Source organism: Paenibacillus sp. RS8 (assembly GCF_041956825.1).
In the GTDB taxonomy this organism is placed as follows: Bacteria; Bacillota; Bacilli; order Paenibacillales; family Paenibacillaceae; genus Paenibacillus_AQ.
Genome location: NZ_CP168131.1, coordinates 2,127,239 through 2,150,055, shown reverse-complemented (window position 1 = coordinate 2,150,055; position 22,817 = coordinate 2,127,239). Strand labels below are relative to the sequence as shown.

Below are 22,817 nucleotides of genomic sequence, written 5' to 3'. Positions count from 1 at the left end.
GTAAAACTCATATCTGTCTTACATCCAGTCCTGATCCTGCAGTTCAATAAGCTCCTTCAGCTCATGATTAGACATCTCAGTCAACCATGTTTCGCCAGAGCCTACAACTTGCTCGGAAAGATTTTTCTTACGCTCAATCAATTCATCAATGCGTTCTTCCAACGTACCTTGGCAAATCAGCTTATGCACTTGAACATTTTTATCCTGACCAATTCGGAACGCCCGGTCTGTCGCCTGATTCTCAACTGCCGGATTCCACCAACGGTCGTAATGGATAACATGGTTAGCCCTTGTAAGGTTCAGCCCTACCCCACCCGCTTTAAGCGAAAGTACGAAGAAGGATGGACCTTTCCCCTCTTGAAAATCATGGACCATCTCGTCGCGCTCTCGTTTTGGAATTCCGCCGTGCAAGAACAATGGTGCCGTTCCATAACGTTTAGTCAGCTTGCTAACCAAGAGCTCACCCATTGCTACATATTGAGTAAAAATCAACGCAGATTCTCCGACTTCCGCAATGCTGTCCAGAATCTCGAACATGACCTCCATTTTACCGGAATGTTCATTTCGCGGACCCCGCCCTTCTTCTTTGCGGAAGAGCTGTGGATGATTACAAATCTGCTTCAACTTCGTCAGAGAAGACAATACGAGTCCTCTGCGAGCCATCCCACTGCTCTCTCCAATTACACCAAGCATTTCATCCACAACACCCTGATACAGGGCTGCCTGTGTCTCCGTCAGCGGACAATAAGACTTCAGCTCCAGCTTCTCCGGTAAATCTTTAGAGATATCCGGATCACTCTTCAAGCGCCGTAACAAGAATGGGGACACCAAGCGATGCAATTCCCGCAGTCGTTCTCCCCCCTCACCAGACACATAACGCTGCCGGAAGGAATGGTAGGTCCCTAAATAGCCCGGATTTAAAAAGTGAAAAATAGACCATAATTCCCCTAGTCTGTTCTCTACCGGAGTCCCTGTCATAGCTATGCGATGCGGCGCTGATAGCTTCATCACACTTTGTGCCTGTTTCGTCCGATGATTCTTAATATACTGAGCTTCATCCAGCACCACAGTGGACCAGTGAACATTCGCTAAATCCTCACTATCACGACCCGCTAAGTGATAGGTCGTCAATACGATATCATGACTGGCAGCCAGTTCTAAAAAGCTGTCCCCCCGCACACGGCGTCCACCATGATGAATGTGAACCTTGAGCGAAGGTGCAAAGCGCTGTAATTCCCGTTGCCAGTTCCCCAGAAGTGATGTTGGACATAGAATCAGCACAGGCTCTTGCTTCTCTTCAGGTGGAGCACTTAATGCCCGATCCAGCAGGCAGGTGATGACCTGCACCGTCTTCCCGAGACCCATGTCATCAGCCAGACACACTCCAAAGCCCAGACCACTAAGGACTGAAAGCCACTGATAACCGCGCTCCTGATAAGGTCTTAGCGTTCCATGCAGACCTTCAGGCACCGGGCGGACCGGAAGATTACGCAAAATGTCTCCCCGCATCAGCGATGACAATAGCCCGGATGTTTCCATCCCCGTGACCGACATCCCTTTCCAGAGTCGCTCATCGCCATCCTCAGCCTCTAGCCGCATCCAATCGGCTGCGGTCATTTCCCCATTTTCGTGTCGTTTCATATATCTAAGAACCTGGCGAATCTCTTTAGGGTCTACTTCAATCCATTCCCCGCGGAAACGTACAAAAGGTACGCCAGCTTCCACTAATGCGTTCAATTCTTCTTCGCTGATTGTACTCTCCCCAAGCGAAGCTTCAATGCGGAATGAAATCAGCTCTTCCATCCCAAGAGCCACAGGTGCAGGACTATCAATTCCACTAACATTCGGCTGCATTTTCATCTTCATGCCGATCCGGCGGCGTCCCTCACGGCTCCAGCGCGATGGCATCTGCACGGTTATTCCCCGCTCACGCAGCTGCTGAACCGTCTCCTTCAAAAAGAAATAAAGACGCTCTGGTTCCAAATCCGCTCCCGTGGGTGCAGGCTTATCAAGAGCGCGCTGAATATCAGGAGAGATTCTTGCTGCTCGCCCCAGCGCTATAAGAAGCTGCTGCTGTATATTGCGATAGCGTTTGCCCCATAACGTAAACTCTCGCTCCTTACTGCTCCAGATGGATTTCGCCGGAATCCAGAATTCGCCCTCTTCCTTGTTCTCTGCCCAGAAGGTTAACCGCCAGATTTCGTCATTATCTCCAGGTGGCTCGAGACGTAGCCCAAGACCCAGCTGACCGCTCCGCGCTTCTTCAGGTTCAGATTGCGGCACATCGCTTCCAGCGGTCTCATTCACGGTAGCCAGAAGATCTGTCACCTCTGCTTGAGTTCCCTGAACAGGTATATCCCTGCTTCCTGTAAGAAGGCTATTCCACCATAACTCCGTTAAAGGGGAATAACCGCGGCGATAGTTGGCTTTGTAAGGTGTAAGTTCACTTTCAATGCCCGCAATCACTTTCTTTATCTCTGCAGTCATTACTGCCTGCATAAAGGAGTACAACACATAGGCGCCAGCCTCTTCCCGCGAGGATAAATCCCCCGCCTCAGCGATATGCGTCCCTAGAGCCAACACCGGCATGGATGCTGCCAGCTGCAGAAAGATCTCCTTATCCTCCTGCTTTCGAAAAGCCGGAGACCAGCAGACTGTTGCTGCCTGTTCACCACCACGTCGACGCGAACCTACCGGACGCGGTGGCAAGGCTCCTGGCGTAACTCCCCCAGTACCCATCAGCTCCAGCGCAAAGCGGGCTGCCGCTGCCCAATAGCGCAATTCGCCGCCAGGCTCCACTCCCTGATCTCGGCACAACGTCTCATCCCATGCCAGAAGCAGTTCAAATGCATCGCTAGGGACTAAGGCAAGCCCTTCGAATGTCCGTCCGGGCAATCCACGTCGTGCTGGCTTTCCCTCTACAGGAGGAGCCGGATATTTCACTTCTGCCAACCGCAGAGCAGCACTCGCAAAGGGGCGCACTCCTCCCTGCAGCTCCAGCCGCTTCACCACTCGGGTCCAAGCGTCAACCTTAGGCTCCGAAGTTTCGCCAGAGAAGCAAAATAACACATCCCCCAACCATATTGCATAAAGGTGCTTAGTCATCGGTGATCTCCTGTCTTTTAAGCAAGCAAAAAAAGAACCAGTCGCCACCTTTTGGTGGTAACTGCAACCTTTTCCGCGAGAAATAAATTTTGAAGCTATACAAGTAGAAGTAGTTTCTCCATCCTTTTAGAGATGAGATACGCTCCTGTAAGAAATATAAGGATAAAGAACTAGGATAAAACTAATCTGCTCTTGAATCTTCATCTCTTCATCTTATACGAAAAAGCGCTGATTTAAAAACGTTTCTGCATTTTTTCTGCAGATTTTTATGCAAATAAAGTTGAAGTACATAGAAACACCCATAAATTTGATTCATTTCAGCATATTTTCAATCAATGTTCTAGCCACTATCGTAAAATACCCTGCACCACTACCATGCTATCCATGAATATTGTGACTCACAAGTCATTTATTTTCTCTTTATAGTCTTAATTGTGCTGAAAGCGGGTATATTTTAAGTAGGTATTACCCTATTAAAAAAAGCTAGGGAGTGAATTCTTTGAGACGTTATAATCCTTATAAGTGGTGGAATCTTCTGTTCTTTCTAGGTGTGATCATTGTCAATGTACTCTCAGTGACCTTGCCATTAGGCGGAAACAGCACCGGTGAAATTTCCGACAAATATCATACCTACTTGACCCCTGCTGGTTACGCTTTCTCCATCTGGTCACTAATTTATCTACTCTTAGCCGGCTTCGTCATTTATCAATTCCGACCAAATACAAGCACTCGGGATTCTATACAAGCCATTGGTATATGGTTTGTTCTGAGCTGTATTTTTAATATGAGCTGGCTCTTCCTCTGGCAATATTTATACATTGAGCTCTCTCTGGTCGCTATGGTGCTCATGTTAATCACACTGATTGTCATTTATAGAAAAACACGCCTGATCGCAAATCCTACTTCAGGCGAGAATTGGCTGGTGAAGTTACCCTTCAGTATATACCTTGGCTGGATCTCTGTGGCCACTATCGTGAACGTCAGCGTTGTTCTGGAGAAGAATCATTGGGAAGGTTGGGGTCTTAGCGGTAGCACTTGGGCCGTTATCATGCTCTGCGTGGGGACTCTGCTTGCGGTTGTGGTCAGCTATCCTTACCGAGATAGCATCTATCCACTCGTATTCGTATGGGCTTTCATCGCGATTGCCTTGGAACAAAAAGAGGCCAGCAATGTCTATATCACTGGTCTGATTACAGCAGGGCTCCTGCTGCTTTACAGCATCTGGCTACTGCTTACACCGCGTCGTAATAGGTATAACAGATACAGAAGTCACTGATCCTAATATAACAATGGCAGGCTAAGGTTACCCACCTTAGCCTGCCATTGTTAAAAATAATAAAAGTGCAAAAGATAACGCCTTATTTCTTCCGAGCTACCGCTTCAATCTCAACAAGTCCATCTTTAGGCAGACGCGCAACTTCAATGGCACTGCGAGCAGGATAAGGTTCTTTAAAGAAGGTGCTATACACCTCATTAACAGCCGCGAAATCATTCATATCCTTTAAGAAAACAGTTGTCTTTACTACATGGTCCAGCGTTGCACCAGCTTCTTCAAGAATAGCTTGTACATTGCTAAGCGCTTGACGCGCTTGTTCTTGTACGCCCTCCGCCAAATTTCCCGTTTCCGGATTCAGACCAAGTTGTCCAGAAGTGTATACCCAGCTACCCGTGGTGATGGCCTGACTATAAGGACCAATTGCTCCGGGTGCTTTTGTTGTAGCTACTTGTTTTTTGCTCATTTTACTACCCCTTTCCATTATGCGCTGATCATTTATTGTTCATTGTAAGTCCTGTTCTCGTCTTAATGCAAATTTATTAGAGCCCCTGAGAGCTTAGCGTTTCCCAATCACATGAATTACTTCATTCATATAAATATGTAATCCATGGGTATCTGCAGACGCAATGTTCACCATAGCTCTTGCTACTGTTGTGCCAGGTATGGCACGATATTGAGCTGCTTTGCCCACCATTACGGGATCCAGCACTTTCATCAATCCAGCTCCGACTCTTTCTCCTAATCTGAATTCTTCACGTTGGCCCAATAACAAGGAAGGACGAAATATATGCAAGCCTTGAAATCCAATAGCGGTTAACCCTTCTTCCGCCCTTCCCTTAGTCCGACTGTAGAAATTACGCGATTTCGCATTTGCTCCTATCGAAGAGACGATCAAAAACTGTTTAACACCCTGTTCTCTCGCTATGGCTGCAGCATCAAGAGGATAATGTAGATCGACTCGTTCAAATTTTTCTTGTGAACCCGCCTTCTTTATCGTGGTCCCTAAACAACAGAAGATGGAATGTACCCCGTCGAACGATTCTGTATAGTTCCTTAGGTTTTCCCAATCTACAACGATTTGCTTAAGCTTGGGATGTTCTATGGCCAACGGTGTCCGTACAAGCATCCTCACTTCTTCCCAACCATCGCGATTTAATAATTCCTCCGTAACCGCTTTGCCTACCAATCCGGTGGCGCCTAATACCATTGCTATTCTTAACAAGGAATAACCCCCTTTACTTCTTATTCAGTCCTTTAGAATACGACGACCTAGCAGAAACGCAAGAGCAATCATCAGCGTTCCTACCACCAGCTGCATACCGTATACTTGAGTCCATTGCGGCCAGTGCGCAATTCTTTCATATAGTTGCCCCCCAATAAGCGGACCAAAAAAGGATGATAAACCCGTAAGCGCCGCATATGTAGCCATATACATCGGACGCTCTTTTTTCGGCGTGTCTCCAATAATAAAATTAAAGGCCAGCTGGTTGAAACCGCCTACACCAACACCAAAAACAATATGAGCCGCAAATAACACCGGCAGCATCGGCATCACCGATAAGAGTCCCCACATCAATGAAGACAACGCAATAATAGGCAAAGTAAAAAACAGCAGTCGCTTATTGCTGTATTTCGCATTTAGATTACCCCAAACGTAGAAGCTAGCCATCATAAACACAGTCTGGGACACATTAAGCAATGACAACGTTTCATAATTAATATGAAGTAACTGCAACATGACATAAGAATATAGCGGAACCGTTAGGTTCTGCAACAACAGCCAGGCAGCCAGAAACAAGGTTGATTTCATAAATAATGTATCTTTAAGCGGTTTCTTAAACATAGGCAAAAACTTATGCTCTTCCGATTTCTCGAAAGGCACATCCGGATAAAAAAAGAACACTACGACATTAGATAACGAGAAGATCCAGACAACAATATAAAGAATCAGAAAACCATGACCACCGGGATAACGATCCAGAATAATACCGCCGCCATACATAACCAAACTTCCAAGTGCATTCAGGACCGTGTTGCGAATTCCAAAATAACGTCCACGTACACGCGCTGGAACCAGATCGCTAATCACTGAGCTCCACAGCACACCACCAGCGGTATTGGCAATAAAAGCAGTCGTGTATAAAGCAATAAATGCGATAACCCAATATTCTTTAGGAAAAATAAACGGGATCAGTCCCGTAGAACCCCAAAGTATCCTATGCAGACCGATAAAAGTAACCATGGCCCATTTGCGACTTGGCAACTTCTGAATTAAAAAAGCTACACCGATCTGCGCCACGTTAACTAATGTAGTAAGCGCTAGCACAAATCCGATTTGACTAGAGGAGGCTCCTAAATATAGAAGGAATCCTGTTAGAAACTGCCCTTGCAGCAGTACCTGAAAGATAGTTGAAGGCACACCTTCCAATGTTGCTATACGCAGATTTCTGCGATGTACTGAGGGTTTACGAGTACGTTTTGAAACCGTAACCTGATGTTTATTTTCCATGTTGTCCATAGAGGCGGTAACACTCCTTTGATGCGGCATTGGCTTCATTCTACTCCGCATCAATCTACTGTCAATACGCCAAATCACCAAATAATATTGGAGCTTTACTCACTATCCGTTTCAAGGGGCAAATAAAGTGAAAATGTACTTCCCTTCTCTTCCTCACTCTCCATAGAAATGAACCCGCCGAGCAATCTGGCCAAATCATTACTAATAGAAAGTCCTAGTCCTGTTCCACCATATTTCCGGTTAGTAGTTCTGTCTGCCTGTTGAAAGGCTTCAAAGATCATGTCATGCTTCTCCGGCGGGATTCCTATACCACTATCCTCCACATCAAATACAAGCCAACGCTGAAGGGTATCCCCTTCCCCACCTTCCTGCTTGTGGATTTGCAGCGATACGTAACCTGTCTTTGTAAATTTAATAGCATTAGAGAGCAAGTTACGCAGAATCTGCTGCACTCGATGTGGATCGGAATGAATCATTGTAGGGACATTCTCATCCATAGAGATATGAAATTCCAGTCCTTTTTGCTTGGCCGTCACAGCGAACTGCATAGCCAGCAACTCTGGAATCTCGCTAACATTTAATTCTTCATTTATAATATCCAGTCGTCCCGCCTCCACCTTGGACAGATCCAGAATATCGTTGATGATCATCAACAATTCATCCCCCGAACGATGGATAATGGCCGCATACTCCTTTATTTCTTCTTCAGTAAGTGAATCATCATTTTCTTCAATTAATTGCGATAAATTTATGATGCTATTCAGTGGAGTTCTAAGCTCATGCGACATGTTTGCGAGAAATTCCGATTTGAATTGAGATGCCATCATTAACTGATTAGCACGTTCTTCAAGTACAAGCTTATTCTTATGCAATTCTTCAGTCTGAGCAGACAGCTGTTCGTTAGCACGCTGGATCTGCTCATTCCTTAAGAGACCAAGTTGAAAATCACGGATAATTAATGAAAATAAAATGCTTAGAATTAACCCTGCAGGGAACGTAATTGGCATAATCTCTTTTATGTACTCTTCCACTGGGATAACGCCTAATATCATAATGTTTATTGCATTCATTAGATTTATGATCAGAATAACGATCAAACCCTGATTCACTATACTGAGGGTTGAACGTCTAACCCAGTAACTAAGTGCGGCGCAAATAAATCCCAAAATAAACAAATTAATCATCCCTGCCACCGCTGCCTCGTTCACCCCAAAGGTTAACCTTGTAAGTCCCGTTCCTATACCAATCAACACAAGAGTAATAGGCCTAGGATACGCCAGCGTCGAGATAATTAGAGGTACAAAACGCAAATCAAAGATCACATGGTCGTCCAGATTATAACCAAAAAGAGTACTGACCCAACCGGCAAAAATCGCCAGGATCACCCAGCTTACCTTCTTTATTCCTACCGTTGCATTTGAAATTGTATGTTTATATATCAGATTAGCCAAATAGGCCACGGCTATAAGAATTGCGGTATTCCCGAAAAATATTTTAAGATACCCCATAGATTCGCTCCCGGTAGCACAAGATAAATTACAGATTTCATCTCATAATAATACCATAGCTTAACCTCCGTTCGTCTAATTGTTGCATAGGAAGAGCGCAAATCGTATACGATTTGCGCTCTTCCTATAACATTATATATTTAGGTATTTATAGCATTAGCTAATTTACTTAATCACGATAGGAACGTCCCCAGCTTTGATACTCTTTTTCCGCTTCATCTTTCGAATGACCATAACGTTCTTGCAGTTTCCCTACCAATTTATCCTTCTCACCATCAATCACATCAAGATCGTCATCAGTAAGCTTGCCCCATTGCTTCTTGGCCTCGCCTTTGAGCTGTTTCCATTTTCCTTTAAACACGTTGTTATCCATTATATGCTCATCTCCTTAGCTGAATTAATTAGGGTACTGTGTTATCGTTACATTACCCTGTCCTATTCCCCCTGAATCTGACCCGTTCTAAAATAAGTCACATCCTGTCAAATAATAGTTTAAAAAAAGGTATTCAAATCCTTTAAAATTTGATATAATCCAGATATAAATTAAACATTTAATTTTTTAAGTGATTTTTTTCACATGAGTTATCTGCTCTATGTGCTAGAATGCCCTCGGAGCTGAAACAACATCGTTAAATTTTTTTCTATTGTATGCCGATATATGTCATGACACTGTTAGAGTTTGGCACTTCACCCCATGATTAAAGTGACAAATATCATTTATAAAGTGATTTTTATCACTTCGCATTACTATTAAAATGTTTTACATTTTAATATATATATTTTAAACTATATTTTTGGAGGTCATAACAAATGAAAAAAACATCAGTAATCTTGTCGACTGCCCTTATCCTAGGTAGTTTGCTCGCAGGTTGTGGAAACAACACAGACAACACCCCGGCAGCTACTAATGCTCCAACAGAAAACAGTACAGCTACTAATTCCACTAACACAGGAACTGAAGCAGCTAAGTACAAAGACGGAACTTACTATGCTACTGCCGATGTTGATGCTAAAACTGGCTGGCAATATTTCGCACTCTTAACTGTAGAAGGTGGAAAGATCACTAAAGCTGATTGGGATGCATTTAACGTAAACACCGCTGGCGACATGAAGAAAAAACTTTCCGAAGATGGTAAATATGGCATGAAAGCTGGTGGTGCTTCTTCTGAATGGCACGAGCAAGCAGCAAAAGCTGAAGCTTTCCTGATTGAAAAACAAGATCCAGCAGCTATAACTTTTGACGCTGAGGGGAAAACTGATGCTATCTCCGGCGTATCTGTACACGTATCTGACTTTGTGAAGGCTGCTCAAGCTGCTTTGGCTGCTGGACCTGTTGAACCTGGTCAATACAAAGACGGAGGCTACCATGCTGAAGGCGAAATGGATAAAGACTCTGGTTGGAAATCCACTGTTGACTTGACTGTTGCTAACGGTAACGTTGTTGCTGTTAAATTCAGTGGTGTAAATGCTGCTGGCGACGACAAGAAACAATTCTCCATCGATGGTAAATACGGTATGAAAGCTGGCGGTGCTTCCGCTGAATGGCATGAAGAGATCGCTAAAGTTGAGCAATACTTCCTTGAAAAAGGTGCTGCTCCAGAACTTACAGCTGAAGGTAAAACTGATGCAATTTCCGGCGTGAGTATTCATGTTGGTGAATATTTTACACTTGCTGAAAAAGCACTCGAAGGCGCGAAATAATTTCGCATAACCTTCTGCAGTTAATCAGACGAATGAGGTGAATTTCTTTTGAAAAAAATAGTCATTTTGGGCGGCGGCTACGGCGGCGTACTCACGGCTAAGAAACTGGCAAAGAAATTTAAGAAAAACAAAGATGTTGAAATTACTCTGATCGACCGGAATCCATATCACACTCTATTGACTGAGCTGCATGAGGTTGCCGCGAACCGTGCTCCAGAGGATTCAATCAAGATCGATCTTAAGAAAATCTTTGCTGGTCTTAAAGTGAATGTTGTTCTTGACGAAATCAGCAATATTGATTTCAAGGGTAAGAAACTCAAATCTAACAAAACTACCTATGCGTACGATTACCTTGTAATCGGTACAGGTAGCAAACCAACTTTCTTCGGTATTCCAGGTGCAGAAGAGAATACCTTCTCCTTCTGGTCTTACGATGATGCGGTAGCATTGAAGCGTCAAATCCGCGACATGTATACCAAAGCAGCTATGGAGAAAAATCCAGAAGTACGCCGTGCAATGCTAACTTTTGTTATCATTGGTGCCGGCTTCACTGGTGTCGAGCTAGTTGGGGAAATGGCTGAGCAACGCGAGGAACTATGCAAGGAGTTCTATATCGACCCATCCGAAGTAAGATTGATTGTGGCTGATATGGCTCCGAAGATTCTGCCTATCCTTCCAGATAAGCTGATTCAAAAAGCCGAAGCTCACCTACGCAAGCTGAACGTGGAAATTGTTACAGGCGCTAAGATCACTGAAGTAGGCGAAGGTAGTGTTGCCCTTGGTGAGAAAAACGTCGTTGCTTCACAAACTATTGTTTGGACTGCAGGTGTTGAAGGTTCCGAAATCGTAGGTGGACTTGAAGTACAACAACAAGGCCGCAAACGTATTGTTACGAATGAGAACCTTGAAAGTGTAGATCATAAGAACGTATATGTAGTAGGGGACAACATTTTCTTCATTCCTGAAGGTGAAACTCGTCCTGTACCACAAATGGTTGAGAATGCTGAACAAGCAGCTCCGATCGTTGCTGGTAACATTGCAGCTGACATTCAGAACACTGCTAAAAAAGCATACAAACCAGGTTTCCACGGTACCATGGTATCCATCGGTAGCCGCTACGGTGTAGCAAACGTTGGTTTGCCAGGCAAGTTCTTTATGCTTACTGGATTTATGGCAATGCTATCCAAACACTTTATCAATATGTTCTACCTGTCTCAGGTTGTAGGCTTCAATAAAGTTTGGACTTACATGATGCATGAGTTCTTCCATGTTGAGAACCGTAAGAGCTTCTTGGGCGGACACTTCTCCAAGCGTTCACCTAACTTCTGGCTCGTTCCGCTTCGCATGCTGCTTGGTGGAATGTGGTTATATGAAGGTATAGATAAGCTACGGAAAATTTGGGTAGATCCGAACAAGATATTCCTGATTCCAGCCGCTCCTTTTGCAACGGATGCTTCATCAGCAGCCAGCGTAGCGGTGGATGCAGTTAAAACAACAGTAGACGCACAATCTGCAGCTTCAGCAGTATCCACTGCAAAAGAAGCGGTTGAAGCATTACCAGTTCCTGGATTCGTATATAATATTACGAACTGGTTCATGGACTTGATGTTCTACAACAACGACGGAAGTTATACTTTCCTCGCGAAATGGTTCCAAATCGGTATGGTATGTGCAGAAATCGTGTTCGGTATTATGCTCATCGTGGGTCTGTTCACAGCTATTGCTTCTATAGCGACGATAGCCATGTCCGTCATGATCTGGTCGACCAAAATGGCTTCTACAGAAATGTTATGGTATGTTGGTGCGGGTATCGCCTGCATCGGCGGATCGGGCAGCACATTTGGCCTAGATTACTATGTACTTCCTTGGCTTAAGAAACATTGGAAGAGAGTTCCGCTCGTCAGACGATGGTATCTATACACCGACTGATTATAATGCCCTGAATTCGTGTAATTTATTTTAAAACAAATATGTAGATTACATGTCAGTATAGTTAAATATGGATGTACTTCAGAGTAATGTGTCCCTAGGACACATTACTCTCCTTATTTACAAGAAGGAAATAATCCTCCTAATATCAGGAAATGGTTTATTTCTTTTTTAATGAATGGTTTTGTAGGGATGATCAGGGGTATGGTTTCTTCCGGCAAAACCGACAAGAAGGAGAGAATCTTGTGAACAAACAACTCATAGAAGATACCCTCCGGTTGTTGCATACTGAAATGTCACCTATTGCCGGAATCCAGCTTCAGCCCTCTCCGGCGGCATGTGAACAGCTACTCTCGGTACTGGAACGCCATGATCTGGAATACAACCGCAAAGTCAATTTGCTGGGTATTTACACTATTCTCACTTTGGCAGCAGAGCGCCATATGGAATGTATCCCACATCATCCCGACCTTACCCGCAACATTTTGGATGGAGATTATTTGTATAGCTTTTATCTGCAGTTTGCGGTGAAATGCCGTGAGCTCGACCTAGTTGCTTACCTGGCTCCTTCGATCAAAAAAATGCAGATTAGACGGTCAAATGGAGACTTCGCGGAACAAGATCCGGCGGCTGGAATCGAACAGTTCTTGATTCAAGAGTGCAGACAGCGCAGTCGCACTAGTAAAGCCATTTGACAGGTGGGATTTCATAAAATGAAGCTTCATGAAGCCTTAAATATAGACATAAATGAAATCAATCGCGAAATCGTAAACCTTGTAGCACGTGATAAAGATGTTCCTAAGAAATCTCAGCTCGCGCAGAGTGTTCTTGAACTTATAAATTCAGGTGGTAAACGCCTCCGCCCTCTTATGGTCATTGTTGGCAGCCGATTCGGCCTAAAGGATACAGGTCGTAGAGCACTTCAATTAGCTGCTGCCGCTGAATTTATTCATGTTGCCTCATTAATTCATGATGATATCATTGACGGTTCTGAGTTACGGCGGGGCGGTCCCGCCTTACATATGAAGACGGGGACATTGCCAGCTGTTCATATCGGCAATTATATGTCTGCACGAGTCATTGAACTTCTAAGTAAATATACCGGTGACAAAAATAAGTACGTCCATGACTTATCCTCGGTAGCTACCGCACAGCTATGTCTGGGTGAATATCAGCAGATGGAACATGCTTTTGATTATGACATTACCATGGAGCAGTACTTGGAGAAATCCTTAAACAAAACTGCCCTACTTATGGCTACCTGCTTACGTGTTGGTGCGTTATCTACTGAAAGCACCGAGGAAGTTGCCAACCTCCTTTATACCTTCGGAGAAGCCTTAGGGATGTCTTTTCAAATCCAAGATGACTTGCTCGATTTCACACAGTCTGAGGCTGTACTCGGTAAGCCAGCCGGTAGCGACCTTCGCCATGGTCAGGTAACCTTGCCTGTACTCTTTGCATTACGGGACCCACAGCTATCACCTGTGATCCGTGCAATCGGCCCTGACTCTTCAGACGCAGAGGTAGCTCATGTGCTCGCCCTTATTAACAGTAGCGATGCCCTATCACGCTCTGAAAAGGTTAGCCAGAGCTATCTGGATCAAGCCGCAGCTATTGTTCAGCAGCTTTCCTCTTATCCGGCGCATGCCGATCTGGATACGCTGCTGCAATATTTTGCTGGCCGCGATCGCTAAGCAGATGCTATTAAAGCAATCGAAAATGGATACCAAAACGGATATCTCCCTTTCACTTGGGCAGGTATCCGTTTTTTTCGATTAAATAAGCGTTTCTTGTAATAATATTTACTTCAGACTATTATTTCTTTGCTTAAGAAGCATTACTGAATAAAATACTGCAGCATACCCCGGAACAAGCTCTATTAGCTTAGCTCCTGAAATCAAACTCGTACCTAAACCAACCACACACAGTCCTACGGCAATTGCGAAAGTAATCTTATTATTCAGTCAGATCCCTCCATTCCCTAACTATCTTTATCATTTCACATTAACCCATTTTTATCCATATAATATTGTACCTTTTTTCACTACTAATATTCCCACTACGTTGTATCACTAAACAAGCCCGAACGCAGCGCAGCGGGACGTGAGCGTGTTTAGCAGTTCTTGGAGATTTGTCTCTCAGGGACTAATTAGGGAAAACCTCCCTATAATTAGCTAATAATCGCTTGAAATGCTCGTTATTAGGGAATTACTCCCTAATAAAACTTAATTTAGCATGGTTTATGGACTAATTAGCTAAATTTTAGGGAGAAATTCCCTAAATAAGCCCCTAACAGCGATAAACTGAGAAAAATTAGGGAGGTTTTCCCTAAACTTCTGCCTTGATTAAGTTCACCTCCTTGCATTGATCTAGCAATCCTTCGCTGATCACAAAAAACAAAAAAAGAAAGCCAGCATAAGCCAGCTTTCCGATTTCCTTTACCTACCCCCTGTTGGGTAGGCTTTTGTCTTTTGTTGTTAGCTTGGAGGCAATGCGCCAATGGTTAAGACTTCACTGCGTGGAATTTTGGGACTGTAGAAGCATAGCGCTCACCCGAAAGTCCAACATTCCACGCAGTGCAGCTTCCTAACCGGCCGACTCACCAACGCAAGCTCCCTAGCTAACATAAAAAAAATCAATCAGCGCACACAATAATATCACCATGCTGATCACCTGATTCAGATTATAAGAAGCCACCTTCATCAGCTTACGATTCGATGGTTTAATAATCTTATGCTCAGTCATCAACAGCAGCGTCGCAATGCCAATGCCCACCAGATACATCCAGCCGAGATCACGCCATAGATATAGGAACAATAGCAGCATAATCATGATGAAATGTAGACCTTTTGCAATACGCAGGGCATTCTCCAGTCCGAAGAAGCTAGGAATCGACCATAGCCCATGCCGCCGATCAAATTCGATATCCTGCGTGCCGTAAATAATATCAAAGCCGGCAATCCATAACATAACCACTGTTCCGATAACAAACGGTGTAAAAGCGATATTTCCGGTTACAGCAAACCATGCACCAATCGGTGCAGAAGCAATAACAAAACCTAAATATAAATGACTGAGAAAGGTAAACCGCTTCGTGTAAGAATAGGTTGATATCAATACGATAGCCACCGGCGATAAGATCAAGCAGAGCAAATTAAGCATGCCTGAAGCCACAATGAAAATGGCATAGTTAACAATAACAAAGACAACAACTTCTTTTTCCGCCAGTAAGCGTTGAGGCAGATGTCGATGTGCCGTACGGGGATTCTGTTCATCGAACGTGCGGTCCGCCAGCCGATTGAATGCATTGGCGCCATTACGGGCGCCTATTAATGCAATCAGTCCCCAGATCATCACATGTCCTGATGGCCAGCCCCCTGCGGCCCATACCATCGATATAATAGCAAATGGTAGCGAAAAAAGCGTATGAGAGAACATTACCAGTTCACTGAACATTTTAAGTTTTAGACCTGCAGTTTTACATATGTTTAGAATCGCCATTCGTGCATTCCTCTTTCTTCACTACTGTGTTTAAGTCCATTAATCATTATGGTCTGCAAGGACTTCATTCAGGACGTTAAGCATCCCGTCAATATCCTCTTCCGTAATAATCATCGGTGGTTGGAAGGCTAGCACATTGCGCCCTATACCATTTTTGCCGATTAGATAACCTCGGTCCTTCATCGCCTCCAGCACTTGATCTGTAAGCGCCGCTGCGCCTTCAGCATCTGCACCAGCTAGCTCCGCCCCCAACATAAGGCCAGTTCCCCGTACATCAACAATCAACGAAGGATAACGAGCTTGCAAATCCTTCAGACCTGCTTTCAGTCGTTCTCCTAGCTGTACCGAGCGTTCAGGAAGCCGTTCATCCCGAATATAATCAAGCACAGCCAAGGCTGTTGCAGCAGATACCGGATTGCCCCCAAACGTGGAAGCAGAAGGGCGGTTCAAGGCAAGGGCAATCTCATCGGTGGTAGCGAAGGCTGCAACTGGAATTCCGTTACCGAGTGCTTTGGCCATACTTATAATATCGGGTACAACATCAAAATGCTCCATAGCAAACATTTTGCCAGTACGTCCAAAACCAGTTTGGATTTCATCAGCGATTAGGAGTACACCGTATCTCTCTAACAATGCTTTTACATCACGGAAGTAGGTTCGGGTTGGCATAATCATTCCGCCGTTGCCTTGGATTGGCTCTATGATCATGGCAGCAATCGTATTCCCCTTCTCTTCAAGCACCCGCTCTAGTGATTCCAGGGATAACGATGCCGCTTCCTCCAGCGATAAATCCGGATGATAAGGGCGAGGAATAAACTCAACGTCATGATCCAAGTATTTATCGGTACGCCACATAGGCAGGCCGGTCACACTCATAGTTAGATTGGTACGGCCATGCAGGCCACTCTCCAGCGCAATAAACCCTTTACGTCCTGTATACATCCGAGCGAGCAGCAGAGCCCCCTCATTAGCCTCAGAGCCACTGTTAACAAAGAAGGTCCGACGCAGCCCACCCGGCATAACCTCTTCCAAACGTTCTGCCAAATCTACACTCGGTTGAGTCAGATAGATCGTTGTCGTATGCTGCAGCTGCTGCAGTTGTTCAATTGTACGTTCCGTTATAGCAGGATTACAGTGTCCACAAGCAACTACGGATACTCCCGCAAAGAAATCGGTATAAGACTTACCCTTCTCATCATAAATAAACTGCATTGAACCACGAACAAGCTGAGGAGCATCACGGTAAAAATGCTGTGTACAAGGATAGAAATATTGCTTGCGTTTGGATGCTACCGCTTCTCTTCCGATATAGTCTTGTTGTTCCATGAAGGCTTCTCTCTCCTTTTTGTGAAAATAGTAACTTATTCATAGAGTCCTGTGCACCACCCTATCATGCGGCGATAGCTAGTTCCCATAAAAATACACTTAATTGAACTGTAGTGAGCCCAATGTATAACCAGCAAAGACCGGCTTAAGGCCACCCAGCATATCATCCTTCATATCAGATCCGTTCAAAGCCTGTTGATAAGAAACAATAATTTCACGTAGCTGTTCGACGCTATAGGTTGCTCCTTCAATACGGAAGCTTGATATCCCTAGTCCACTCATCTCATTCAATAAAGGTAAATAACAAAGTTCTTTTGCGAATAAAAGATGGCAACGGCCGTGCTGATCACGATATACCGGATTCTCACCTTTGTCTGTCTTTAGAACCAAGACATTATTGTGCACATACTGATTATCCTCTTCAGCAACAGGCTCCATTAACTCCGTATTCTCATAAAGATCATGCTCCATATACATTAGTGCAGGTGTGCCATGAACAACAACCTCCAAAGGTGTTTCACAACGAGAGGCAAAGGTAGCAAAATGCTCTAACGTCATTTCCGGTGAAACTGAAAGCTGAGTCAAACCTAATTTAGCATATAATTGCGCTGAAAGATGATTGTATACATTTAAATTACTATCCCCAATTAGCGGATATCCTGTGGAGTTGTAACGACGAATGGCTCCCAAATTTGTAACGATAAGACCGTCAATCGGCAAGCGTTCTCCGCCCAGCAATTGATCATATTGGTCAAAATGCAGCTCGGTCATCATACGTGGCAAACCCAAGTAGATTTTGCTATCGCCCTTCAGATCACCAAGTTCCTTGATGTCGCGCTTTGTAAAAGGTCTATCCGGTTCAAAAACGTCCCCCGGCAAGTACAGGTTATCCACACCAAGCTCTAAGACCATCCGTGCCTGTTCCATATTATTCACACGTACAGCTAACTTAGCTTTTGTCTTCTGCGGCTGCTCGACCTCAGCCAATCTCTCCCGCAACTGCTCAACACGTTTCTCTGACAGATCACGCTCTGCAGTTGGTGTACTAAATACTTTTCCAGTGCTATAGAATTTGCCCGTACCTTCATAACGACGGTTAATGTTAGCTAATCCTGGTTTACCAAAAGCATAAGCTGTGGAAAAGTCACGTTTACGGTTGTTATAGAGCTCTTTCGTATCGACCGTGCGATCAAAACCTATCGGATCATCGATATAGCGGTCAATGGCTTCGCCGTAGCTATTCGCCAGCATCACCATAAATTCCTTATCCCGCATACGGCCTTCTATTTTGAAGGAGGTAATACCGGATTCAATCAATTCCGGAAGATGCTCATACATGAACATATCTTTTACAGCCAGCGGGTATTCAGCCGGATATACATACCCGTCTTTTTTAACCCGATAATCCCAGCGGCAAGGCTTCATACATTTCCCACGGTTACTGCTCATACCGAATACATGGGAGCTGAAGTAACAATTCGCACCGTGAACCGAGCACATATCCCCGTGAATAAAATACTCCAGTTCCATCCCACTCCGCTGACCAAGCAGCTTAGCCGTTTGCAGATCCATTTCCCGCGAAGTAACCACACGACTTACACCCAGATCACGCAGCGCGTAGATCATCTCCAGATTGTGAACATTCATCATTACCGAAGAGTGAATAGGCAGATTAAGTTCCATCTCGCGAATTAGCTCCAGCACGGCCATATCCTGAACAATTAAGGCGTCCGGACGGGCTCCGTCAAGGAAACGCAGATACTCTCTAGCCTCTTCCACATCTTCTTCACTAAATAGATTATTTACAGTGATATATACTTTTTTATCTAGGCGGTGAGCGATCTCTATAGCCTCTACGATCTCCTCGTGAGACAGATTATATCCTTTACGCATCATTCTCATATTCAGTACGGGTCCGCCAAAATAAACTGCATCACACCCCGACTGGATCACTTCCTTGAAAATCTCAAACGTTCCTGCGGGTGCTAATAATTCAATTTCTCTACCGTTAAAATAACGTGCCATTCAAGTTCCCTCCCAAGTTGATACTCATCATACAGGTTGTACTTTACACCAAAGCTACTGCAATCCCCATTACAATAAACATACTAATAAAAACAGTATCGAATATGCCCCACCTCAGGCGGTGATACTGACTACGCGGAGCATCCATACGAAAGCCACGGGCTTCCATGGAATACACCAGATCCTGTGCACGCCTAAACGCACTGGCAATAATCGGAACAAGCAAGGAGACTAACATCCGTCCCTTTTCCTTCAAAGGCAGCTCTTTCAGATCAGCACCCCGCGAGGCCTGTGCTTTCATGATAATCTGCGACTCGTCTAGAATCGTAGGAATGAAACGGAGTGAAATGCTGATCATCAGCGTAATCCGGTCAGGCTTCAAGCCGAGCTTTTTGAAAGGAGTCAATATCCCTTCTAGCCCTTGATTCAGCTTCCCCGGCGTTGTGGTGAATGTAAGCAGCGCCGTGAAAGTGATCAGAAAAAACATGCGTATGACCGAAAATGCGCCTAATCTTAGCCCTCCCTCATAGATAGACCACGAACCAAGCGTCAGCACCGCTTCCCCTGTCTTCACAGACAGCAGCTGTACGATAAAGATAAATAGCATTAAATAGCGTAAAGGCTTAGCTGCTTTCAGGAAGTATTTAAGCGGAATCCGAGTGGAAGCCATAACGGCTATTGAGAAAATAGCCAGCAGTGCCATGGCCATCCACGAACGGGAGAGCAGAATAACAGCTACGTATAATAGCATTCCGGTGATTTTGGCACGAGCATCCAGCTTGTGTACCCATGAACCGGTCTCAATACTGCGTCCTATGATTAGCTTCTCATTCATGGTCATCCCTCTTTCCTGCATAGCGCTCGCCTGCGCTGCCTGATCCTGGTGACAGCGAAGCGATCAGCTCTGCTAAGCCCTCTGCCGTTAAACGAGGTGCTTCATCCGTAAGACCAAAACGATCAGCCACTGCACGCCAGTAACGAAGGGATTGCGGAACCGTCAAGCCACACTCTTCCAGAATCGAAGGGTTATCTGCCAGCGCCTTTACGCTGCCCTGAAACGCCGTGCTGCCCTCTTTAAGTACAAGCCAGTTGTCCGCGTAAGGCAACAGCTCATCCATCCGATGCGTGACGACAATGATCGTTCTGCCCTGCTCACGGCATAACCGCTCCAGCAAGCGGATTAGCTCTGCACGGCTAATGGGATCAAGCGTAGCCGTAGGTTCATCCAGAACGATGACCTCAGGGTCCATAGCTAGCACAGATGCGATAGCTGCCTTACGCATTTGTCCACCGCTCAATTTAAAAGGATTCCGTTCTAACAGCGCCAGATCCAGACCCATATCCAGCATGGCTTGTCTTGCACGTGCCTTTGCCTCTTCTAGGCTCATGCCAAAGTTAAGGGGGCCGAAGATGAGATCCTTTTCGACCGTATCTTCAAACATTTGCTGCTCCGGAAATTGAAATACCAATCCGACTCTACGGCGCAGCGGCATCAGCTTAGGTGATTTCTCACCCGCCTGGATGGTTACATCGAGTACTTTTACCGTACCCTCCGTTGGTTTCAGTATCCCGTTAAACAACTGCAGCAGCGTCGATTTACCAGAGCCTGTCGCCCCGGCAATCCCAACCATAGAGCCAAGTGGAACACTGAGGTTAATGTCGCGGAGCGCCGTCAGCTTCCATAGGCTTCGGTCAGCATAAGAGTAGCTTACTTGCTGTAATTCTATGGCCATAACGTGTCTATAAGCTCCTTTTCACTGGCGGGAACATCCACATGAATGCCCTGATTCTGCAGTTCACGTGCAAGACGCCAAGGGTACGGCTCACACAGATGGCATTTTTGCAGAAGCTCCTCGTTCCGGAATAGCTCCGCCGGTGTAACATCAGCAGCCAGACCACCTCCATGCAACGCAAGCACCCGATCCGATGCCAGAATCTCATCTGCATCATGCGTAATCATAAGGATCGTATACTTTCCCTCCGCTCGCATATCCTGCAAAATGCCAAGAAGATCATTTCTGCTACCCTCATCCAACATAGAAGAGGCCTCGTCAAAAATGACGATGCCTGGTTCCATAGCCAAAATGGAGGCGATAGCGACACGCTGCTTCTGACCTCCAGACAGCTCACTCGGGTGTTTGGATAACAGATGATTTATTCCCAGCCTCGTCGTATATGAGTGCAGCCGTTCAGCCATCTCTGTGTACGACAAACAAAGCCCTTCCAGGCCGAATAAGATATCTTCCTCTACAGTGGCTCCAATAAACTGATTATCTGGATTTTGGAACACCATACCGATGCATTGCCGAATGCTGCCGATCGTTTCCTCACTCAGCTGCATACCACTAACCACAATTTCGCCAGCACTCTTAGGCAGCAATGCATTTAGTAGCTTAACTAGCGTTGACTTCCCGCAGCCATTAGGACCAACCAAGCTAACCCATTGTCCCTGTGAAATAGATAACGTTATATTTTGAAGAATCGGATGCTCAGGATCGTAACCAAACGATACCCCATCCAGAGAGATGATAGCTTGTCCTTCTCCCTCTAATTCTTGACCTTCAAATGATTCATTCATGTTAGTCATCCTTCCGCTGATGTGACTAATCAGTCCAAAAACTCTTCAAACAACGATATTTTTGACAATGAAGCCACCAAATAACGGACTGCATAGCCCACGGCAATTCCTGTTACTACTCCAGTGATCAGCAGCATGGGAAGATAATAAAAAATACTAAGGGATGAGAATACCATTGAAGCTGCCAGCAGCTGACCGATATTATGTGCAATCCCACCAGCTATACTAATTCCGATCAAACTTATACTCTTACCTTTGCCGCTAATCAGCATTAATACGAACATTACAACAAAGCTAAAAAGCGAACCGAATAAACTGAACAGTAAGCTTGAAAAAGTACCTAGCAGAAATGCAGTGAGCAGTGTTTTGAGGATGACAAGCAGGAATGCGTCCCGTCCACGTAAAAAGTAAATACAAGTCAAAATCATGATGTTGGCTAATCCTAGTTTAGCACCCGGTACCAGTCCCATTCCTGACAACGGAATCTGTGCCTCTATTAGACTAAGCACTACCGCCACCGCGGCGAAAATCGCAATAATTACCGTTCTTTTTAAAGCTGTTGCAGATTCACTACTGGACATAGGCATCTATATCATCCTCCCCCGACGCACTCGTGATTTCCACTAATACTCTATGCGGTAGACAGACAATCGTCTGTTTGGGCAGGGTAATAAAACCGAAACCTAGGCACACTTGATCCGGGCAGTCAGCATCATACATTTCAATCCCGTAATCATGCACCTTCAAGATGTTATAACCACGGTCGGTACGGACCTCAATGGTTTGTTCTTCTTTTGTAAGCTTTACCGTTTTAAATAACTCGCCGTCCACTGTCACATTGGCTACGAGATTTTTACCGGCCCCACCTTTATCATCATTGTCCGAAAACCATCTCGGTACGAGAAAAGCGAGCGCAGCAATTAACACGATGGAAATCAACCACACATCTGCGCGTTTCATAAAAATCTCCCTTATTTTTTAATTAAAATCCAGACTTATTAATTATAACGGTCTACCCTCAATCCTTCAATCAATGTTGGGGTTTAATGTAAGTTTTAGAGAGTAGTTCACAAAATAGGCACGCAAAATAGCCCCCGTAGTCCCATTCCCTCTGGCTTACTAGCTTTTCCGAATTAATCCGCAAATAATCCGGCATAAGTTATATTCGAATCAATCGCTCTATCTTGCTCTACTTGTTCCCCTCCTAAATAAAACTACCCTTATCTTGGAATTGATTATTATATTTGTCTTTTTAACAATACTGTGTTATATTTATATCGTATTTGTTTTTCGATATATTGAATATCCCCATCAAGAAGATGTCAGGCCGACTCATTTACACATCGGCAT

Annotated in this window: 19 protein-coding genes; 5 read left to right on the top strand and 14 right to left on the bottom strand. The window is 44.8% G+C overall.

Annotated elements, in window-relative coordinates; all coding sequences use genetic code 11:
- Positions 1-18 precede the first annotated feature (18 nt).
- A complete protein-coding gene (locus ACDZ28_RS10975; protein ID WP_042123786.1) occupies positions 19-3,105 on the bottom strand; it encodes a DEAD/DEAH box helicase in 3,087 nt (1,028 codons plus the stop codon).
- A 499-nt stretch (positions 3,106-3,604) separates the two neighbouring features.
- Here ACDZ28_RS10975 and ACDZ28_RS10970 point away from each other — a divergent pair, with 499 nt between their 5' ends.
- Positions 3,605-4,381, top strand: coding sequence for a TspO/MBR family protein (locus tag ACDZ28_RS10970; RefSeq protein ID WP_375104669.1), 777 nt, complete (start codon positions 3,605-3,607; stop codon positions 4,379-4,381).
- A gap of 82 nt (positions 4,382-4,463) precedes the next feature.
- Here ACDZ28_RS10970 and ACDZ28_RS10965 read toward each other — a convergent pair whose 3' ends face one another.
- The 5 genes from ACDZ28_RS10965 to ACDZ28_RS10945 form a co-directional block, all read right to left on the bottom strand.
- Positions 4,464-4,844, bottom strand: a complete 381-nt coding sequence (locus ACDZ28_RS10965) for a RidA family protein (RefSeq protein WP_042123782.1) — start codon at positions 4,842-4,844, stop codon at positions 4,464-4,466.
- Between the two features lie 93 nt (positions 4,845-4,937).
- The gene (locus ACDZ28_RS10960; protein WP_375104668.1) at positions 4,938-5,603 is read right to left on the bottom strand and encodes an oxidoreductase; all 666 of its coding nucleotides are present in this window, start codon (positions 5,601-5,603) and stop codon (positions 4,938-4,940) included.
- A 24-nt stretch (positions 5,604-5,627) separates the two neighbouring features.
- Positions 5,628-6,899 (bottom strand): MFS transporter, encoded by a 1,272-nt coding sequence (locus ACDZ28_RS10955; RefSeq protein ID WP_042123781.1) that lies wholly within the window; start codon positions 6,897-6,899, stop codon positions 5,628-5,630.
- A 95-nt stretch (positions 6,900-6,994) separates the two neighbouring features.
- Entirely contained in the window at positions 6,995-8,407 is a 1,413-nt protein-coding gene (locus tag ACDZ28_RS10950; protein WP_375104667.1) for an ATP-binding protein, read from the bottom strand.
- Positions 8,408-8,576: 169 nt separating this feature from the next.
- Complete coding sequence (locus ACDZ28_RS10945) at positions 8,577-8,780, bottom strand: CsbD family protein (protein WP_042123776.1); 204 nt, start codon at positions 8,778-8,780, stop codon at positions 8,577-8,579.
- Between the two features lie 437 nt (positions 8,781-9,217).
- Between ACDZ28_RS10945 and ACDZ28_RS10940 the strand changes: the two genes are divergently transcribed.
- The 4 genes from ACDZ28_RS10940 to ACDZ28_RS10925 all read left to right on the top strand — a co-directional run bounded on the left by ACDZ28_RS10940 (position 9,218) and on the right by ACDZ28_RS10925 (position 13,731).
- The gene (locus ACDZ28_RS10940) at positions 9,218-10,108 is read left to right on the top strand and encodes an FMN-binding protein (protein WP_341110263.1); all 891 of its coding nucleotides are present in this window, start codon (positions 9,218-9,220) and stop codon (positions 10,106-10,108) included.
- A gap of 48 nt (positions 10,109-10,156) precedes the next feature.
- Positions 10,157-12,037, top strand: a complete 1,881-nt coding sequence (locus ACDZ28_RS10935; RefSeq protein ID WP_042123773.1) for an FAD-dependent oxidoreductase — start codon at positions 10,157-10,159, stop codon at positions 12,035-12,037.
- A 245-nt stretch (positions 12,038-12,282) separates the two neighbouring features.
- The gene (locus ACDZ28_RS10930) at positions 12,283-12,732 is read left to right on the top strand and encodes a hypothetical protein (RefSeq protein WP_042123771.1); all 450 of its coding nucleotides are present in this window, start codon (positions 12,283-12,285) and stop codon (positions 12,730-12,732) included.
- Positions 12,733-12,750: 18 nt separating this feature from the next.
- Positions 12,751-13,731, top strand: a complete 981-nt coding sequence (locus tag ACDZ28_RS10925) for a polyprenyl synthetase family protein (protein WP_375104666.1) — start codon at positions 12,751-12,753, stop codon at positions 13,729-13,731.
- Between the two features lie 922 nt (positions 13,732-14,653).
- Here ACDZ28_RS10925 and ACDZ28_RS10920 read toward each other — a convergent pair.
- The 8 genes from ACDZ28_RS10920 to ACDZ28_RS10885 form a co-directional block, all read right to left on the bottom strand.
- Complete coding sequence (locus tag ACDZ28_RS10920; RefSeq protein ID WP_375104665.1) at positions 14,654-15,538, bottom strand: UbiA-like polyprenyltransferase; 885 nt, start codon at positions 15,536-15,538, stop codon at positions 14,654-14,656.
- Between the two features lie 39 nt (positions 15,539-15,577).
- Positions 15,578-16,864 (bottom strand): aspartate aminotransferase family protein, encoded by a 1,287-nt coding sequence (locus tag ACDZ28_RS10915; protein ID WP_375104664.1) that lies wholly within the window; start codon positions 16,862-16,864, stop codon positions 15,578-15,580.
- A gap of 99 nt (positions 16,865-16,963) precedes the next feature.
- Complete coding sequence (locus ACDZ28_RS10910) at positions 16,964-18,889, bottom strand: peptidase U32 family protein (protein WP_375104663.1); 1,926 nt, start codon at positions 18,887-18,889, stop codon at positions 16,964-16,966.
- Between the two features lie 43 nt (positions 18,890-18,932).
- Entirely contained in the window at positions 18,933-19,724 is a 792-nt protein-coding gene (locus ACDZ28_RS10905) for an energy-coupling factor transporter transmembrane component T family protein (RefSeq protein ID WP_375104662.1), read from the bottom strand.
- A complete protein-coding gene (locus ACDZ28_RS10900) occupies positions 19,717-20,622 on the bottom strand; it encodes an ATP-binding cassette domain-containing protein (protein WP_375104661.1) in 906 nt (301 codons plus the stop codon). The genes ACDZ28_RS10905 and ACDZ28_RS10900 overlap by 8 nt, the downstream gene beginning before the upstream one ends.
- On the bottom strand, positions 20,613-21,467 hold the full coding sequence (locus tag ACDZ28_RS10895; protein ID WP_052414437.1) for an ATP-binding cassette domain-containing protein: 855 nt from the start codon (positions 21,465-21,467) through the stop codon (positions 20,613-20,615). The genes ACDZ28_RS10900 and ACDZ28_RS10895 overlap by 10 nt, the downstream gene beginning before the upstream one ends.
- Before the next feature lie 29 nt (positions 21,468-21,496).
- Positions 21,497-22,054: a Gx transporter family protein gene (locus tag ACDZ28_RS10890; protein ID WP_042123757.1), complete on the bottom strand. Its 558-nt coding sequence runs from the start codon at positions 22,052-22,054 to the stop codon at positions 21,497-21,499.
- The gene (locus tag ACDZ28_RS10885; protein ID WP_076116678.1) at positions 22,038-22,427 is read right to left on the bottom strand and encodes a NusG domain II-containing protein; all 390 of its coding nucleotides are present in this window, start codon (positions 22,425-22,427) and stop codon (positions 22,038-22,040) included. The genes ACDZ28_RS10890 and ACDZ28_RS10885 overlap by 17 nt, the downstream gene beginning before the upstream one ends.
- Positions 22,428-22,817 lie beyond the last annotated feature (390 nt).